The sequence below is a fragment of the Nonomuraea sp. MTCD27 genome (assembly GCF_041950495.1).
Taxonomy (GTDB): Bacteria; Actinomycetota; Actinomycetes; order Streptosporangiales; family Streptosporangiaceae; genus Nonomuraea.
Map to the genome: position 1 here is coordinate 184,878 of NZ_JBGNUW010000002.1, position 16,461 is coordinate 201,338.

15 protein-coding genes are annotated in these 16,461 nt (G+C 72.5%); 10 read left to right on the top strand and 5 right to left on the bottom strand.

Annotation, left to right across the window (positions count from 1 at the left end; all coding sequences use genetic code 11):
* Positions 1-831, bottom strand: coding sequence for a 3-methyl-2-oxobutanoate hydroxymethyltransferase (gene panB / locus ACBJ59_RS05325; RefSeq protein ID WP_375109047.1), 831 nt, complete (start codon positions 829-831; stop codon positions 1-3).
* Positions 832-982: 151 nt separating this feature from the next.
* Here panB and ACBJ59_RS05330 point away from each other — a divergent pair, with 151 nt between their 5' ends.
* From ACBJ59_RS05330 to ACBJ59_RS05355, 6 genes are all read left to right on the top strand, one after another.
* A complete protein-coding gene (locus ACBJ59_RS05330) occupies positions 983-2,248 on the top strand; it encodes an MFS transporter (RefSeq protein ID WP_375109048.1) in 1,266 nt (421 codons plus the stop codon).
* Positions 2,249-2,578: 330 nt separating this feature from the next.
* Positions 2,579-4,132 carry an MFS transporter gene (locus ACBJ59_RS05335; protein WP_375109049.1) on the top strand — a complete coding sequence of 518 codons (1,554 nt, stop codon included), beginning with the start codon at positions 2,579-2,581 and terminating at the stop codon, positions 4,130-4,132.
* 7 nt (positions 4,133-4,139) lie between these two features.
* Positions 4,140-4,745, top strand: coding sequence for a TetR/AcrR family transcriptional regulator (locus ACBJ59_RS05340; protein WP_375109050.1), 606 nt, complete (start codon positions 4,140-4,142; stop codon positions 4,743-4,745).
* A 182-nt stretch (positions 4,746-4,927) separates the two neighbouring features.
* Positions 4,928-7,033 carry a right-handed parallel beta-helix repeat-containing protein gene (locus ACBJ59_RS05345; RefSeq protein ID WP_375109051.1) on the top strand — a complete coding sequence of 702 codons (2,106 nt, stop codon included), beginning with the start codon at positions 4,928-4,930 and terminating at the stop codon, positions 7,031-7,033.
* Positions 7,030-7,410, top strand: coding sequence for a hypothetical protein (locus tag ACBJ59_RS05350; protein ID WP_375109052.1), 381 nt, complete (start codon positions 7,030-7,032; stop codon positions 7,408-7,410). Before ACBJ59_RS05345 ends, ACBJ59_RS05350 begins: the two co-directional genes overlap by 4 nt.
* Complete coding sequence (locus ACBJ59_RS05355) at positions 7,407-8,759, top strand: hypothetical protein (RefSeq protein WP_375109053.1); 1,353 nt, start codon at positions 7,407-7,409, stop codon at positions 8,757-8,759. Before ACBJ59_RS05350 ends, ACBJ59_RS05355 begins: the two co-directional genes overlap by 4 nt.
* Before the next feature lie 7 nt (positions 8,760-8,766).
* Here the strand turns inward: ACBJ59_RS05355 and ACBJ59_RS05360 are convergent, their stop codons facing one another.
* Positions 8,767-9,549, bottom strand: a complete 783-nt coding sequence (locus ACBJ59_RS05360) for an ABC transporter permease (protein ID WP_375109054.1) — start codon at positions 9,547-9,549, stop codon at positions 8,767-8,769.
* Positions 9,546-10,496, bottom strand: coding sequence for an ATP-binding cassette domain-containing protein (locus ACBJ59_RS05365; protein ID WP_375109055.1), 951 nt, complete (start codon positions 10,494-10,496; stop codon positions 9,546-9,548). Before ACBJ59_RS05365 ends, ACBJ59_RS05360 begins: the two co-directional genes overlap by 4 nt.
* 53 nt (positions 10,497-10,549) lie before the next feature.
* Between ACBJ59_RS05365 and ACBJ59_RS05370 the strand changes: the two genes are divergently transcribed.
* On the top strand, positions 10,550-11,317 hold the full coding sequence (locus tag ACBJ59_RS05370; RefSeq protein WP_375109056.1) for a TetR/AcrR family transcriptional regulator: 768 nt from the start codon (positions 10,550-10,552) through the stop codon (positions 11,315-11,317).
* Here the strand turns inward: ACBJ59_RS05370 and ACBJ59_RS05375 are convergent.
* Positions 11,291-12,439: a hypothetical protein gene (locus ACBJ59_RS05375; protein ID WP_375109057.1), complete on the bottom strand. Its 1,149-nt coding sequence runs from the start codon at positions 12,437-12,439 to the stop codon at positions 11,291-11,293. The two genes, ACBJ59_RS05370 and ACBJ59_RS05375, sit on opposite strands and share 27 nt — an antisense overlap.
* Before the next feature lie 77 nt (positions 12,440-12,516).
* Here ACBJ59_RS05375 and ACBJ59_RS05380 point away from each other — a divergent pair, with 77 nt between their 5' ends.
* Positions 12,517-13,197, top strand: coding sequence for a TetR/AcrR family transcriptional regulator (locus ACBJ59_RS05380; RefSeq protein WP_375109058.1), 681 nt, complete (start codon positions 12,517-12,519; stop codon positions 13,195-13,197).
* Positions 13,198-13,214: 17 nt separating this feature from the next.
* Here the strand turns inward: ACBJ59_RS05380 and ACBJ59_RS05385 are convergent, their stop codons facing one another.
* The gene (locus ACBJ59_RS05385) at positions 13,215-14,159 is read right to left on the bottom strand and encodes a PP2C family protein-serine/threonine phosphatase (protein WP_375109059.1); all 945 of its coding nucleotides are present in this window, start codon (positions 14,157-14,159) and stop codon (positions 13,215-13,217) included.
* A gap of 203 nt (positions 14,160-14,362) precedes the next feature.
* Between ACBJ59_RS05385 and ACBJ59_RS05390 the strand changes: the two genes are divergently transcribed.
* Positions 14,363-15,409, top strand: a complete 1,047-nt coding sequence (locus ACBJ59_RS05390; RefSeq protein ID WP_375109060.1) for a sigma-70 family RNA polymerase sigma factor — start codon at positions 14,363-14,365, stop codon at positions 15,407-15,409.
* A 36-nt stretch (positions 15,410-15,445) separates the two neighbouring features.
* Positions 15,446-16,252: a nuclear transport factor 2 family protein gene (locus ACBJ59_RS05395; RefSeq protein ID WP_375109061.1), complete on the top strand. Its 807-nt coding sequence runs from the start codon at positions 15,446-15,448 to the stop codon at positions 16,250-16,252.
* Positions 16,253-16,461 lie beyond the last annotated feature (209 nt).

A 16,461-nucleotide genomic window follows, 5' to 3' on the forward strand; every position in this document is an offset into this window, starting at 1 on the left:
TCAGCTGTAGGTGTGCTCCGGTGCGGGGAACGCACCGGAGGTCACGTCGCCGGCGAAGGCGCGGACGGCGCGGTCCATGTCCCCGGCCAGGTCCGCGTACCGCTTGACGAACCGGGCCGGGCGCGGCGTGAGCCCCATCAGGTCCTGCCACACCAGCACCTGCGCGTCCGTCGACGCCCCGGCCCCGATGCCGATCGTCGGGATCGCCAGCGACGTCGTCACCCGCTGCGCCAGATCGGCCGGGACGCACTCCAGCACCACCGAGAACGCCCCGGCCCGCTCCAGGTCCTTGGCGTCCGACATGAGCTCGTCGCCCGACTGCCCCCGCCCCTGGACGCGGTAGCCGCCCAGCACGTTGACCGACTGGGGGGTCAGCCCGAGGTGGGCCATGACCGGGATGCCCGCCGAGACCAGCGCCTCGACCTGCGGCAGGACCCGGCGGCCGCCCTCCAGCTTGACCGCGTGGGCGCCCGCCTCCTTCATGAAGCGGGCCGCCGACTCCAGCGCCTGCTGGGGCGAGGACTGGTAGGAGCCGAACGGCAGGTCGGCGACCACGAGCGCGCGCGACGAGCCGCGTACGACGGCCGCCGTGAGGGGCAGGAGGTCGTCGACCGTGACGGGCAGGGTGGAGTCGTAGCCGTAGACGACCATGGCCGCCGAGTCGCCCACCAGCAGGACCGGGATGCCCGCCGCGTCGAAGACCCGGGCCGTCATCGCGTCGTAGGCGGTGAGCATCGGCCACCGCTCTCCGCGCTCCTTGGCGGCGGTGAGATCGCGTACGGTGACACGGCGTCCTGACACGCCGCCGTACAACGTGGTTGAAGAGGACATGGGTTAACCCTCCAGAAACGTCTCGAGGCGCCCCAGCGGCGTCCCCGGACTCCCTTTGATGATGTCATGCGTGATTCGCCGGGCCCAAGAAAACCTGTGGCCAAACTGTCGGTGCCTCTTGCCACAATCAACGCGGAGGTAACGAACAAAAATGGCTCTGGATCCTTACCGGCAACTGCTCAAGCTGCCTGGCGTTCCCACGTTGCTCCTGGTGGGGCTGCTCGCCCGGGTGCCGTCCACGGCGACCGGCATGGCGCTGACGCTGCACGTGGCCGAGGTGATGGGCCTCGATTACGCCCCCGCGGGGGTGGTCGCCATGGCCAGCACCATCGGCATGGCGATCGGCTCCCCGCTGTCGGGCAGGTTCGTCGACAAGCACGGCCTGCGTCCCGTGCTCACCGTCACCACCGTGGCGCAGGCGGCGTTCTGGGCGTGCGCGTGGGCGCTGCCGTTCCCGGCGCTGGTCGCGGCGGCGGCGCTGGCGGGGCTGCTGGCGCTGCCGGTGTTCAGCGTGACCAGGCAGTGCCTGGCCGCCATGGTGCCGGTTCCGCAGCGGCGCACCGGGTTCGCGCTCGACTCGATGCTGGTCGAGTTGTCGTACATGATGGGGCCCGCGCTCGCCGTGGCGGGCATCACGACGCTCGGCAGCGGCGTGACCATGACGGTCATCGGAGCCGGCATGTCGATGGCGGGCGTGGGGCTGATCGTGCTCAACCCGCCCACCCGCTCGGCCGCGGAGCTCGTGGAGCGGGCGGTGAAGGTGCCCAGGCGGCAGTGGATCACGCCGGCGTTCGTGGCGCTGCTCGGCACCACGGCGGCGGCCACGTTCGTGCTCACCGCCACCGAGCTGTCGCTGGTCGCCACCATGACCGACGCGAATCAGACCGCGTGGGTCGGCCTGGCCGTGGCCATCTGGTGCGTGTTCTCGCTCGTCGGCGGCTTCGTGTACGGCGGGCTGTCGCGGGGCCTGTCGCCCCTGGTCCTGATCGCCTCCATGGGCCTGCTGACCGTCCCGGTGGCGCTGGTCGAGGGCGGCTGGCACTGGCTGATCCTCGCCCTCCTGCCCGCGGGCCTGCTCTGCGCGCCCTCGCTGTCGGCCACGGTCGACGTGCTCAGCCGGTGGGTGCCCAGCGGGGCGAGAGGCGAGGCCATGGGCTTCCACGGCACCGCGCTGCTGATCGGCGGCGCCGCCTCGGCCCCCATCGCCGGTGCCGTCATCGACGGGCACGGGCCGGAGTGGGCGTTCGCGGTGGCGGGGCTGGTGGGCGTCGCCATGGTGGTGGTCGCCCTGCCGTTCTGGCGCCGCCGTCCGGCGGTCCCCGCGGCCTCGGTGGCGCCGGCTCCGGTGGCGCCGGTGGTGCCCGAGCCGTCGGTCGAGGTCGTGGAGCCTGCCGTGACCCCGTCGCCCCGGGAGTAGGCGGGGGCTTCTCCCGGTGCGTGCGGGGCGGGTTTCCCGCGGCAGTGGCACGCCCAGCGGGCTTGCGGTGGGTGCGCGGTGCGCTCGTACGGGCGTTTGCGGGTGGGCCGTCGTGCCCCCACAGGGCTGTGCCGTGCGGGCCTGTGAGCGGTGAGGCCAGGCGGGCGAGCCGTCGTGCCTCCGGGCGCTGAGCTGGGCTGACAGTGGAAGTCGGGCTGCGGTGGGGGAGAGTTAACCGAGGATTTACGAAACGGGACCGTTGCGTATCGGAATAGCTTGCGATACGGTGACGTTGCGAAACTCAGACGTATCGAAATTAGGGATGTTTCCATGGACCCGAACTCAGGGCATCCACGCCGGTGGGGGATCCTCGGCGTGCTGGTGTTCAGCCTGCTGGCGGTCGTGCTCGACAACACGATCCTGAACGTGGCGATGAAGACCATCGCCGACGAGACCGTCGGATTGGGCGCCACTCAGAGCGAGCTGGAATGGGCGATCAACTCCTACACGCTGGTGTTCGCCGGGTTGCTGTTCACCTTCGGCGTGATCGGTGACCGAACAGGGCGAAAGCGCATGTTGTTCATCGGCATGGCGCTGTTCGGCCTGGCCTCGCTCGCCAGTGCCTACGCCCAGGATCCGATGCAACTGATCCTGGCCAGGGCGGCGATGGGCATCGGCGGCGCGGCCATCATGCCGGCCACGCTGGCGATCATCTCCAATGTCTTCCCGCCCGGTGAGCGTGGCAAGGCGATCGGCGTGTGGGCCGGTGGTGTGGGGCTCGCGGTGGCGATCGGCCCGATCACGGGCGGCCTGCTGATCGAGCACTTCTGGTGGGGCTCGGTCTTCCTGATCAACGTGCCGATCGTGATCATCGGCATGATCCTCATCGCCACCATCGTGCCCGAGTCGCGTGACCCCAAGCCGTCCAGGCTGGACCCGGTCGGCGTGGTGCTGTCGATCATCGGTCTGGTGGCCATCGTGTACGGCATCATCCGCGGCGGCGAGCTGGCCACCGTGGCCAGCGCCGAGGTGCTCGTGCCGACGCTGTTCGGCGTGGCGGTGCTGGGCGTGTTCGTGTGGTGGGAGCGGCGCATCGACCACCCGGTCTTCGACGTGCGCAACTTCTCCAACGTCCGCTTCAGCTCGGCCATCGGCATGATGGGCATCGTGTTCTTCGCGATGATGGGCGGGATGTTCTTCCTGACGTTCTACCTGCAGATCGTCCTGGGATTCACGCCGATCCAGGCGGGCGCGCTGATGATCCCGTTCGCCGCGGCCCAGCTCATCTTCGCGCCGCTCAGCCAGCGGGTGAACGAGCGGTTCGGCGGCAAGCTGTCGGCGACGGTCAGCATGATCGTGGTGACGCTGGCGCTGGCCAGCTACGCGCTCATGGACCAGAACACGCCGATCGTGCTGATCGAGGTCGTCTTCTTCCTCCAGGGCGCCGCGATGGCCAACATCATGCCGCCCGCGACCACCGCCATCATGGAGGCGCTGCCCAGGGAGAAGGCCGGTGTCGGCTCGGCCATGAGCAACACCGTCCGCCAGGTGGCCGGCGCGCTCGGCGTGGCCGTGCTCGGCTCGGTGCTGTCGTCCAGCTACCGCGGCGAGATCGCGCCCGCGCTGGCCGGGCTGCCGGCCGACGCGCAGCACGCGGCCGGTGAGTCGATCATGGCGACGATGGGGGTCGTGCAGTCGCTCGGAGACAGGGGGCAGGCGCTGGTGCAGCCGGCGTTCAACGCCTTCCTCGACGGCATGCACGTCACGGCGCTCGTGTCGGCGGTGATCGGGCTGCTCGGCATCGCCGTGGTGGCACGGTGGATGCCCGGCAAGGCACGCCCCGCCAAGCATGCGGCGGAACAGAAGGAACCAGCGGTAGTGTGAGGCCGCGATGACGATCCAGGATTCAGGGACTGCCCGCCCGGCGGGTCGTCCGCGCAGCGAGAAGGCCGAGAAGGCGATCATCGACGCGACGCTCGATCTGATCGGCGAGGGCATGGGGGTGTCCGAGCTGACCATCGAGGCCATCGCGTCGAAGGCGGGCGTCGGCAAGACGACGATCTACCGGCGCTGGTCCAACAAGGAGGACCTGATCGTCGACGCCCTCTCCACGCTCAAGGCGCCGCTGCCGGTGCTGTCCGGCACGTCCGTACGCGACGACCTGATCAGCCTGGTCGACGCGATGCGCCAGGAGTCGGGCGACCTCCGCAGCCGGTGCGTGATGAACATCGCGATGAGCGAGGCCGACCGCTATCCCCAGCTGATGGAGCGCTTCCTCAAGCGCGCCGTCGAGCCACGCAGGGAGGCGATGCGCGCCGTGATCGAGCTCGGCATCGCCACCGGCGAGCTCAGGGCCGACCTGGACGTCGAGATGGGCATGGCCATGATCTCCGGGACCATGCTGTGGCACACCAAGTGGGGTCCCGCCGGCGGGCTCGCGCCCGATCTGGCCGAACGGGTCGTGGACGCGGTCCTTCGCGGGATGACCGCCTCCTGACGGACGGTCCTCCTGGAAAGTCTCGCGGGCGATCCCTGCGGAACGTCTGACGCGCGGTTCTTCCGGAACGCCTCACGAAGGCGCACCTGACGGTGCCTTCGTGAGGCGTTCCGGCGTTCCGGCCGGTCGTTCCGGCCTAGGCAGAACATGAGCCTTGTTCTACTCTCGCGACCATGCCCCCCATGCGAAAATTCGCGTTGATCGTCGTGCTCGCGTCGGGCCTGCTGTTACCCGGCGGCGCCGCCCTGGCCCACGAGGAGCGCCCGGTCACGTTCCCCGACGGCACGGGTACGGTGCCGGTGTTGCGGACGGGCGAGCCGGACCTGCTGGTCTGCAAGTCCGACAAAGCAGACTTCGAGCGTCGGATCGCGAATTTTCCGGCGGACCTCAAAGCCCGCAACCTTGACCTTTTCGCGAAATGTCAGGAAAAAGGGGTCCGGCACCTGCAAGAGGCCGTCGACCAGGTCGACCGGCCCGGAATGACCATCGCCCTCCTCCCCGGCCTCTACCGGGAGGAACCCAGCCAGTCCGCCCCCACCGGCGACTGCGCCAACCTCCCCGCCCGCCGGTCGGACTGGGGCTACCAGATCCTCAGCTACGAGCAGCAACTCCAGTGCCCGCACAACCAGAACCTGGTCGCCATCCTCGGCAAGCGCGACCTCCAGATCGAGGGCGCCGGCGCCGGCCCGCTGGACGTGGTCGTCGACGCCGAATACCGCAAGCTCAACGCCATCCGCGCCGACCGCGCCGACGGCGTCTACTTCCGGAACCTGACCGCCCAGCGTACGACGTTCAACTCCCTGTACGTCCTGGAGACCGACGGCTTCGTCATCGACCGCGTACTGACCCGGTGGAACGACGAGTACGGCTTCCTCACCTTCGCCAGCGACCACGGCCTGTACACCGACTGCGAGGCGTACGGCAACGGCGACGGCGGCCTCTACCCCGGCAGCTCCTCCAACCTGAACGAGGGCCGGGGCCACGACGTCCCCCGCTACGCCATCGAGATCCGCCGGTGCAAGAGCCACGACAACGCGCTCGGCTATTCGGGCACCGCCGGCGACTCGCTCTGGGTGCACGACAACGAGTTCTACGACAACATGGTCGGCGCCACGATGGACAGCCTCTGGCCCTCCCACCCCGGCCTGCCGCAGAACCACGCCAGGTTCGAGAACAACAAGATCTACGACAACAACCGCGACTACTACCGGCACACCCGGGACGGCACCTGCGCCAAGCCCCCCGCCGAGCGCGGATACGAGCGGGGCGTGGTGTGCTCGCAGGTGGGCGTGCCGCCGGGGACGGGCGTGATCGTGGCGGGCGGCAACTACAACGTCTTCGCCGGCAACCAGGTCTGGGGGCATCGGCGGGCGGCGTTCCAGCTCTTCGGCGTGCCGGCGTTCATCAGGGGCGAGAACGACCTGGCCAAGCAGGCCGACACGTCGGACCACAACCGCTACGAGGGCAACGTGTTCGGCGTGGGCCCGGCGGGGGAGCGGCGGCCGAACGGGCTGGACGTGTGGTGGGACGGGCAGGGCACGGGCAACTGCTGGCAGGGGGACGTGGGCGCGTCCTCGCCCGCCGTGCTGCCGGTCTGCGCGGCGGCGGCGCCCGCGCTGTCGGGCGGGTCGAACCGGCTGCTGGCCGAGCCGGTCAAGCTGGTGAAGCTGTATCTGTGCGCCGACTTCAGCGCCTCCGAGGCGCGGCTGCCCGCCGGGTGCGACTGGTTCGGCGCTTCGGGGCTGGGCAAGGTGGAGGCCCAGCTCGCCCTGGGCGGGTCGGTGGTGCTGGGGCTGCTGGCGGGGCTGTTCTGGTGGCGATCGCGGCGGATCGCCCGGCAGTACGGCGGCGGTGGGGAAACGTCGCCGGGGAGCGGGGTGGCGGCCGGGCCGGCGGCGATCGGCCTGCGCCGGCACCGGCTCGTCGTGGCCGGGACCGCGGCGGGGGCGGTCGGGCTGGCGCTCGACGTCGTGGCCGCGGCCCTGGGCAGCTCGGCGCAGGCGGGGGTGGCGTTGCTGCTCATGGGGGCGTGGTGGTTGTGCCTGGGGGCGGCGCTGCGGGCCGGGCGGCCGGTGTTCGGCTGGTCCACGATCGTGGTGGGCGTGCTGGCCTGCGCGGACGCGTTCGACCGGCTGGTGTACCTGATTCCGGTCATCCCGCTGGGGCCGGGGTGGATCCGGGGGCTGGTCACCGGGTTCTGGGTGCTGTGCGCCGTCGTGGTGCTGGCGCCCGGGCGCGGCCGGGCCGCGGCGGAGGAGCGGCCCGCCGGGGCCGAGGTCTCCGCGTGAGAGGCGGCCTGGTCCCCGTGCTGGCGTGCGTGCTGGTGGCGGGGTGCGGGCCGCTGGCACAGGGCCACCGCGACCCCGGCAACAGCCACGAGGTGGCGACGGGCGCGCCGAGCGGGCGGGCGGACGCGGAGATCACCATCGCGCGCGGCCGGGTCAGCCCGGCTCCCGGCTGGCTGGAGGTGGGCAAGGGACGCCAGGTCGGCATCACCGTCACCAGCGACGTGGCCGACGAGGTGCACGTCCACGGGTACGACATCACGGCCGAGCTGCGGCCCGGCGTGCCCGCGACCGTGCGGTTCACGGCGGACCTGACCGGGGTGTTCCAGGTGGAGACCCACGGGAGCAGGCTGGTCCTGACACAACTGGCCGTCCGATGACGGCGGACCCGGTCGGCTCGCCGGTGGCGGGCGTGCTCGTACCGGGCGACACCGAGCCGGTGGGCGTGCTCGCACCCGGCGGCGGCCCCGGGCCGGTGGGCGTGCTCGCACCCGGCGGCGGTCCCGGGCCGGTGGGCGTGCTCGCGCACGGTGTCGGCGAACGCGCCGACCTGCCGATCCCGCTCTTCTACGCCTACGCGGGCGCGTTCGCGGCGCTCGTCGTGTCGTTCCTGGCCCTCGGCCTGCTCTGGGCCGACTCGCGCTTCCGCGGCGACCTGGCCGGCCGGGTGATCCCCGTACGCCTGCCCGCGCGCCCCGCCCGCGTCCTGACCCTGCTGGCCGCCGTCCACACCCTCGGCTGGCTCGCGGTCGGCCCGGACACGGAGAACGCGGGGCCGTACCTGGTGTACGTGCTCTTCTGGGTCGGCCTCGTGCCGGCGTCGCTGCTGCTCGGGCCGGTGGGGCGGGCGCTGAACCCGTTCCGGCTGCTGCCGGACCGGCCGCGCCGCCCGTACCCGCCGGGGCTCGGCTACTGGCCCGCGGCCGCGGGCCTGCTCGCGTTCACGTGGATGGAGCTGGCCGCCCCCGAGCCCGCCGCGCCCCTCACCCTGCTGACCTTCCTCACCCTGTACGGCGCCGCGCAGCTGGCCGGCACCCTCGTCTACGGCCACGCCTGGCTGGAGCGGGGCGACCCGTTCGAGGTGTACTCGACCCTGATCGGCCACCTGTCACCGCTCGGCCGGCGCGCCGACGGCAGGCGGGTGCTGCGCAACCCGTTCGACGGCCTCGACGCCGTCGAGCCCGCCCCCGGCCTGGTCGCCACGGTCTGCGTGCTGCTCGGCAGCACCGGCTACGACGGCTTCTCCTCGGCCCCCGTCTGGGTGGACGCCCTGCAGTCCGGGCCGCTCGGCCGCACCGGCCTGGGCACGCTCGGCCTGCTGGCGGCCGTGGCCGGCGTGGCCGTCCTGTACGCCGCCTGCCTCGGCGCGGCCGGGCTGATCGGCGGCACGAGAGGGCTGGCCGCCCGCTTCGCCCACTCGCTGCTGCCCATCGCCGTCGGCTACCTGATCGCGCACTACTTCTCGCTGCTGGTCGTCGAGGGCCGGCACGCCGTCGCCCTGGCGCTCGGCCTGGACGCCGAGCCGGACCTGAACGCCGTCGCGCCGGCGACGATCGCCACCGTGCAGGTGCTGGCCATCGTGCTCGGCCACGTCGCCGGCGTGGTGGCCGCCCACGACCGCTCGGTGCGCCTGCTGCCGCCCGCCCGCGCGGTCGCCGGGCAGATCCCGCTGTTCGTGCTGATGGTCTGCTACACGGTCGGCGGCCTGACCCTCCTCCTGGCCGCCTGACGCCCCGCTAGCCGCCTGACGCGGTCCTGCGGCGGAACAGCACCGCCGCCACCGGCAGGGCGAGCACGACCGTGCCCGCCAGCCACGCCGTGGCCACCGCCCCCGACGAGCCCATGGGCAGGTCCAGCAGCAGCCCCCGCATCGTCTCGATGATCGGCGTGAGCGGCTGGTGGGTGGCGAACGCCCGCAGCACGCCCGGCATGGTCTCGGCGGGCACGATGCCGTCCGACACGTACGGCAGGAAGAGCACGAAGAAGCTGAACGCCCCGGCCGCCTGGGACGACCTGACCAGCAGGCCCCAGACCGCCGCCAGCGCGGACATGGCCAGCACGTACCCGATCACCAGGGCCAGCACCAGCGCCCAGTCGGCGAGCGTGGCGTCGGGGCGGAAGCCCAGCAGGAGCGCGGCGGCCAGCGCGATGGCGGAGGACGCCACGTTGCGGATCACCGAGGCCACGACGTGCCCCGCCGGGACCACCCAGCCGCTGATGGGCAGGGTGCGGAAGCGGTCGATCATGCCTCCGGTCATGTCGTCGGAGATGGTCACGGCGGTCAGCGCGGCGCCGTACCCGCCGGACATGAGCAGCACGGCGGGCACGACGAAGTCGATGTAGTCGAGGCCGCTGGAGCCGGTCGTGATCGCGCCGCCGAACACGTACACGAAGAGGACCATGATCATCACGGGCAGGGCCGTGTTCACGATCAGGCCGTCCAGGACGCGCAGCTCGCGGCGCAGGTCGCGGACGACCAGGCGGCTCAGGTCGCCCGCGGCGGTGATGGGGGTGCTCATGCCGCGGCCGCCGTGAGCTCGAAGAAGACGTCGTCGAGGGTGGGCGTGCGCAGCTCCACGTGCTCGACGGCGATGCCCGCCCCGTGCAGCACCTCCAGCGTGCGGCGCAGGTGGTCGGGGTCCTGGACGGCCAGCGTGACCTCCCCTGCTTCGGCGTCGAGGTGCGCGCCGAAGCCGGTCAGGGCGGCGCCCGCGCGGGGCAGGTCGGCGGCCTGTGCCAGGCGCAGCGCCAGGCGTTCCGAGCCGACCTGGCGCTTCAGCGCCGCGGGGGAGTCGTCGGCGACGACCCGGCCGCCGTTGATGACCACGACGCGGTCGGCGAGGTGGTCGGCCTCCTCCAGGTACTGCGTGGTGAGCAGGATGGTGGTGCCGGACCCGAGCAGCTCGCGGATCACCGACCACAGCTCGGCCCGGCTGCGCGGGTCGAGCCCGGTCGTGGGCTCGTCGAGGAACAGGATCGGCGGCGCCGACACCATGCTGGCCGCCAGGTCCAGGCGGCGCCGCATGCCGCCCGAGTACGTGCCGGCCCGCCGGTTCGCGGCGGCGGCCAGGTCGAAGCGCTCCAGCAGTTCGTCGGCCCGCTTCCGGGCGGGGCGGCGGCCCAGGTGGTAGAGGCCGGCGAACAGCTCCAGATTCTCCCGCCCGGTCAGCAGGGCGTCCACGGTGGCCTGCTGCGCGGCCAGCCCGATGGCGCGGCGGACCGCCACGCCTTCCCGGGTCACGTCGTGCCCGGCCACCATGGCGGTGCCGCCGTCGGGGGCGAGCAGCGTGGTCAGGATCCGTACGGTCGTGGTCTTGCCCGAGCCGTTCGGGCCGAGTACGGCCAGCAGCGACCCGGTGGGCACGGTCAGGTCGATCCCGGTCAGCACCCGCGTGTCGCCGAAGGACTTGGTGAGTCCCCGGGCGACAATGGCATCTGTGAATGGCCTACTGTGTATGACGTTCATAGTTTCAAGGTAATGCAGAATCCTAGGAGCGAGTCAAGCCGAGGAGGATGTGGATGGCGCAGAAACGGCGGCTTCCCCCCATGCTGCAACGGATGTGGGGGCGCGAGCCGGCGTCGCGCAGGGGGCCGCGGCCGCGGCTCGACCTGGCCACGATCACCGCCGCCGCCATCGAGATCGCCGACTCCGAGGGGCTGGCCGGGGTGTCGATGGGCAGCGTGGCCACGCGGGTGGGGGTCGCGGCGACGGCGCTGTACCGGTACGTCGGCAGCAAGGAGGACCTGCTGACCTCGATGGCCGACTACGTGGCGCCCCACCCGCCGGACCCGGGCGGCCTGCCCTGGCGTGACTACCTCGGCCGGTGGACCCGGGCCCAGCGCGACCTCGTGCTCGGGCACCCGTGGCTGCTGGTGATCACCCGGTTCGCCCCGCCCCTGGGGCCGCGGCGGTTGCTCTGGCTGGACCGCGCGCTGGCCGCGCTCGACGGCACGGGGCTCGACGACGGCGAGAAGATCAACGTGGCCAGCGCGCTGACCGGCTACGCGCTGACCGACGCGGCGCTCGTCCAGACCATGGGCACGGGGTTCGCCGAGTTCGACGAGAGCGGGATCGACAGCCCCTTCGACTACGGCGAGGTGCTGGCCGAGGTGCTCGACCCCGAGACCTACCCCGCCCTCTCGGCGGCCGTGCGCGGGGGCGTCATGCACGGTGCCGACTCCTGGGCGGACGACGCGGACTTCCGCTTCGGCCTCGACCTGCTGCTCGACGGCGTCGAGCAGCTGATCGCGCGGCGCGCGTCAGGGAGTCACGTCGGCGGGGAGTAGCTGCTCGATGAGCAGGCGGCGGACCCGGTCCGGGCCGGTCACCCAGGGCCGCAGCAGCTCCCATCCATGGAAATAACCGAATATGTACGGGCGCATCGCCGACGGCCTGAACAGCCCGAGCGCGCCCGCGATCTCGCCGTCACCGTAGAGCGACCACTTCCCGAGATACGCGGCGAGCTCCGCCTCCCCGCGCCCCTCCGCCGCCAGGAACGCCGCGTTGCCCCACACGCCCCACAGCACGTTCTTGGCATGATGAACGGCCGCGAAGTCGCTCCCGTCCGGCCGGATCCCGGCCTCGGGCAGGACGTTCGCGTTCAGCCAGACCTGTGCCTCGTCCCCGGGGAACAGCAGCTCCTCGGCGAGCAGCCCGAGCCCCTCGCTGAGCACGAACGACGGCGAGAGCATGAACCGCACCCGCTGCCGCTCCCCGAGGTGTGCCTCCTTCAGCATCGACTCGGCGATGTGCCCCGGATGTCCCTCGTGGGCGACGAGATACAGCAGGTCGGCCAGGTTGAACGGGATCTCCTTGTTGATGTGGATCGTGGACTTCAGCCCGCCCTCGTAGGCGCCCGCCCCGTGGAACCCCACGCCCTCCACCAGCCGGCACTCCACCACCTCGCCGGGCGGCAGTGGGATGATCGCGTTCGTCCTGCGCCGCGTCTCGGCGACCGCCCTGTCCACCAGCTCGGGCAGCCGCTCGATCGGCTCCAGCGTGTGGGCCGCCTGCCAGGCCCGCAACCGCTCGGCCAGCGAACCGGGCGTCCTCGGCAGGGCCCGGTCCAATTCGGCGTGCGCCTGCTCGAACACCTCCTCCGGCACCCACCGCGGCTCCAGGCCCAGGCACTCCCTGCCGTACTCGGCGAGCGGCAGCCGCTCGCCGGCCAGATGGCCGGCCACGGCGCGCATCGCCCGTACGTGGGCGGCCAGGTAGGGGTCCGGGGCGCACTCCATGAGCCGCTCGGCCTCCTCCGCCAGCGCGGCGGGCTCGGCGGGCGGCTCGGCCGCGACCCGGTCGCTCCACTCCGCCGGGCCCCGGTAGATGAGCATCGTGCCGGACAGGCCGCCGGTCGCCAGGCGGTCGATCCGCAGGGCCAGCATCGCGTGGTCCCGCTCCCAGTCCATGACAGTTCCTCCGTTCCTTCGGGGCCGCCTAAGCTAGCCGTACGGTTTTCCGTACAGTGCACGGAAGGACGTCGGGGATGCCGGAGTCGATCTGGTTACGCGAGGACGGGCGTCCGCGCCGGCCGCGGCTGTCCCGTGAGCGCATCGTCGAGGCCGCCGTCGGCCTCCTCGACGCCGAGGGCGTGCCCGGGTTCTCCATGCGGGCCCTCGCCGCACGCCTGCGGGCCGGCACGATGTCGCTGTACGAGTACGTACGGAGCAAGGAAGACGTCCTGGACCTCGCGCTGGACGAGGTGATCGGCGAGATCGAGGAGCCGCGCGAGCCGGGCCCGTGGCGCGGCACCCTGGTCGGGCAGCTCACCCAGAGCCGGGCCGTCATGCGCCGCCACCCCTGGGTCCCCGCAGTCACCGCCACCCGGCCCCTGCTCGGCCCGAACGCGCTGGCCCGCTCCCGCCTGTTCTACTCCGCCCTCGCCCGCGCCGGCCTGACCGGCCCCGAGCTCACCGCCGCCGTAGGGACCCTGTCCTCCTACGTCAACGGCTTCGTCGCCTCCGAGAACACCTGGTGGGCCACCGTCCGCACCCCTGCGGCCGACGCCGAGATCCGGGCCCGGGTCGCGGGCCATCTGAACGAGCGGGAGGCCGAGCTCGCCCGGCACTCGCAGGTGGACAACGGCGACTTCGACAGCCAGTTCCTGCTCGGCCTCGACCTCATCCTCGACGGCATCGCAGCCCGCCTGCCACCTGAACCGGCCTGACCCGTGTCGGGATCGGGTCAGGGCCGCCGCGGCACGTCCGTCGGCCGGAAGGGGATCAGCAGGGCGGTGATGTTGTCCTGGCCGCCCGCGGCGATGGCGTGCTCGACGAGTGCGCGCGCCGCCTTCAGGAGGTCGCCCGCCGGGGCGGCGTGGGCGCGCAGAGAGCCCGGGTCGGGGAGGTGGCGCCAGAGGCCGTCGGTGCACAGCAGCAGGCGGCCCGGGGCTGAGGGACGGTAGCTGCGGACGCGCGGCTCCGGTGCGCCGGCGTCGGCGCCCAGCCAGGCGGACAGCGCCTCGTGCTCGCCGGTGTCATCCTCGGTCAACGCCATGCCGGTGCCCTCGTCCGGCAGCCAGTACGCGCGGCTGTCGCCCACCCAGCAGCTCCAGACGCCTTCCGGACCGGCGACGCCCGCAACGTACGTACAGGCGGGCGCCCCGAGCTCCGCCGCCGCGAGCGAGGTGATCGCTTCGGCGGGCGCGACCGCGCTGGTCGGCCGGCGTGTGGCCGGGCCAGTGGGGAGGGTCGCGTTGCTCGTCCCGGGTGCGGCCGGGGCGGTTGGTGGGTGGGCCGTGCGGATCCCGGCCAGGGCGGCGACCGCTCGGCCCGCCATGAGTGCGCCCTCCGTCAGAGCCGTCTCCGGCAGCGCGCCCGCACGCAGGCGCGCGGCCGTCGCGGCCGCGCCCGCCTCGGCGGCCACCTGGGCGGCGCGCTCAGAGCGGGGGGACATGGAGACACCGTCGCAGACCACGCCGACCGTCCATGCGCCCATCCTGGTCAGCGCCATCGCGTCCGCGTTGACCGCGCGGCGCAGGCCGCGATCGCTCACCCCCGCGGCGCCACCGTCCACTGTCAGCTCCAGATGGGCGCGGAAGGCGGGTTGCGCGTGACCGCAGTCCCAGCAGCGGCCGTCGGGGGCCACGGCGCCGCCGCCGCACGAGACGCAATGTGTCATCTCCGTCATGGCACCACGATCGTCTCAGATCCGGCACCGTCTCTCCGTCGAGCGGGACGAAGTCTCAGCTATACGCCTCAGAAGCCCCGAGGCCGCTGGTCGCCGTCCCCCGCCTCGGCTGTCACTGGGGACGGCGTGTTGCTCGTCCGGGCGGCGCTGCCTGGGTTGTGGGTGGCGCGGTAGCTTGGCACGCGACACGGATGGGGTGGGTGATGGGGCGGGCCTGGGCCGAGGAGGATGACGGCGCGGGGCTGGCGGAGTTGCTGGCCGCGGCGCGGGGCGGGGACGAGGAGGCGTTCGGGCGGCTGGTCGGGCCGTTGCGGGACGAGCTGCGGGCCCACTGCTACCGGATGCTGGGCTCCGTTCACGATGCCGAGGACGCCGTGCAGGAGACCCTGGACCGGGCGTGGCGGGGTCTGGCGCGGTTCGAGGACCGGGGGTCGATCCGGGCGTGGCTCTACAAGATCGCGACGAACCGGTCGCTGACCCTCATCGAGCGCCGGGGACGCCGCGAGCTGCCCACCGATCTCAGCCCCGGTGGCGCGCCGGCCACCGAGGTGGCCTGGCTGGAGCCGTACCCCGATCGGCTGATGGGCTGGACGGCCGGGCTCGAGCCGGAGGCGCGGGTGCTGGCGCGGGAGAGCGTGGAGCTGGCGTTCGTGGCGGCGCTGCAGCACCTGTCGGCCGTGCAGCGCGCCGTGCTGCTGCTGCGCGACGTCCTCGGGTACGCCGCCCGCGAGGTCGCCGACCTGCTCGACACCACGGTCGCGGCGGTCAACAGCGCCCTGCAGCGCGCCCGCAAGGAGGTGGCGGGGCTGCTTCCCGAGGCCACCCAGCAGCAGACCCTGCGCGCGCTCGGCGAGGCGGCCCAGCGGGAGCTCGCCCGGCGCTACATGTCCGCCTGGGAGGCCGGGGACGTCGACGCCATCGTGGCCATGCTGGCCGAGGACGCGAAATACTCCATGCCGCCGCTGACCGCCTGGTACCGGGGCCGCGCCGGCATCCGGGGCTTCCTGCTGGCGGCGCCGCTGAAGCACCGGTGGCGGTTCCTGCCGGCGCGGGCGAACGGGCAGCTGGCGTTCGGGACGTACATGTGGGACGAGGAACGGGACGGCTACGTGCCGACCGGCCTGGACCTGATCGTCCTGCGCGGTACGGAGATCGCCGAGGTGGTCTCGTTCCTGACGGCGGACTTCGCGGAGTTCGGGCTGCCGATTCTGCTGGGGCGCGATGAGTTTCCGGATCGGGGCGGGTTGTAGTTCCGACGGGATGATCCGATCCGGAGGGAACCCACCATGAACACCGATGAGCAGCAGATCCGCACCCTGATCGAGCGCTGGGCCGAGGCCGTGCACGCGTGCGACCTGGCCGGGGTCGTCGCCGGGCACGCCGACGACATCGTCATGTACGACGTGCCGCCGCCCCAGGAGGGGGTCCGGGGCATCGAGGCGTACCGGAAGACCTGGCCGCCGTTCTTGCGGTGGCAGGCGCAGGGGGCGTTGTTCGAGATCGAGTCGCTGGAGGTCACGGCGGGGGCCGACGTCGCCTTCGCGTACGCGCTGCTGCGCTGCGGCATCACCGCTGATGACCTTTCACGACGGTTGCGGCTGACGTTCGGCCTGCGCAAGGAGGGCGGGCAGTGGGTCGTGGCCCACGAGCACCACTCCTTCCCGATCACGGACGCGGGGGCGGCCGAGCAGGAGGTGCGGCAGGTGTACCAGCGGTGGTACGAGTGCACCGCCGCCCACGACCTCGACGGCATGATGGCGACCATCGCCGGCGACGTGGTGTCGTACGAGCAGGAGGTGCCCCTCCAGTACGTGGGCGTGGACGCGGTGCGCGAGTTCTGCGCCCGCGGCCTCGACGCGGGCGGCGACGCCGGCGTCACCCTGGACGTTCCCGAGCTGAAGGTCATGGTCCGGGAGGATATGGCGGTGGCGTGGGGGCTGGACCTGGTGCGCGTCGACGGGTCGGAGGAGAGCTGGTCGCGCGCGACGAGGGTGTTCCAGCGGCGGGACGGCGCGTGGCTGATGATCCACCAGCACCGGTCCGTCCCGCAGGACCCGGCCACCGGCCAGGCGAGAACCGACCTACGGCCCTGACCCCGGGCTGATCTTCGGGGCGCTTACCCGGCGGCGCTTGGCCCTGTCCTCCCGGGGCGGCGCGAGGCCGTCCTCCGGGTGGGTGGACATGCGGGGACAGTCCGCCAGAGGTTCCGATGGCCGTGTGGGGGCGCCCGCCGGAGCTCCCGGTGGACGCGTGGGGACGTCTGCCGGAGCTCCAGGTGGACGCGTGGGGACGTTCGCCGGTG

Bases quoted from the DNA above. Each gene is read 5' to 3' on its own strand.
- panB (WP_375109047.1), bottom strand. From the start codon at position 831: ATGTCCTCTTCAACCACGTTGTACGGCGGCGTGTCAGGACGCCGTGTC.
- ACBJ59_RS05330 (WP_375109048.1), top strand. From the start codon at position 983: ATGGCTCTGGATCCTTACCGGCAACTGCTCAAGCTGCCTGGCGTTCCC.
- ACBJ59_RS05335 (WP_375109049.1), top strand. From the start codon at position 2,579: ATGGACCCGAACTCAGGGCATCCACGCCGGTGGGGGATCCTCGGCGTG.
- ACBJ59_RS05340 (WP_375109050.1), top strand. From the start codon at position 4,140: ATGACGATCCAGGATTCAGGGACTGCCCGCCCGGCGGGTCGTCCGCGC.
- ACBJ59_RS05345 (WP_375109051.1), top strand. From the start codon at position 4,928: ATGCGAAAATTCGCGTTGATCGTCGTGCTCGCGTCGGGCCTGCTGTTA.
- ACBJ59_RS05355 (WP_375109053.1), top strand. From the start codon at position 7,407: ATGACGGCGGACCCGGTCGGCTCGCCGGTGGCGGGCGTGCTCGTACCG.
- ACBJ59_RS05360 (WP_375109054.1), bottom strand. From the start codon at position 9,549: ATGAGCACCCCCATCACCGCCGCGGGCGACCTGAGCCGCCTGGTCGTC.
- ACBJ59_RS05365 (WP_375109055.1), bottom strand. From the start codon at position 10,496: ATGAACGTCATACACAGTAGGCCATTCACAGATGCCATTGTCGCCCGG.
- ACBJ59_RS05370 (WP_375109056.1), top strand. From the start codon at position 10,550: ATGGCGCAGAAACGGCGGCTTCCCCCCATGCTGCAACGGATGTGGGGG.
- ACBJ59_RS05375 (WP_375109057.1), bottom strand. From the start codon at position 12,439: ATGGACTGGGAGCGGGACCACGCGATGCTGGCCCTGCGGATCGACCGC.
- ACBJ59_RS05380 (WP_375109058.1), top strand. From the start codon at position 12,517: ATGCCGGAGTCGATCTGGTTACGCGAGGACGGGCGTCCGCGCCGGCCG.
- ACBJ59_RS05385 (WP_375109059.1), bottom strand. From the start codon at position 14,159: ATGACGGAGATGACACATTGCGTCTCGTGCGGCGGCGGCGCCGTGGCC.
- ACBJ59_RS05390 (WP_375109060.1), top strand. From the start codon at position 14,363: ATGGGGCGGGCCTGGGCCGAGGAGGATGACGGCGCGGGGCTGGCGGAG.
- ACBJ59_RS05395 (WP_375109061.1), top strand. From the start codon at position 15,446: ATGAACACCGATGAGCAGCAGATCCGCACCCTGATCGAGCGCTGGGCC.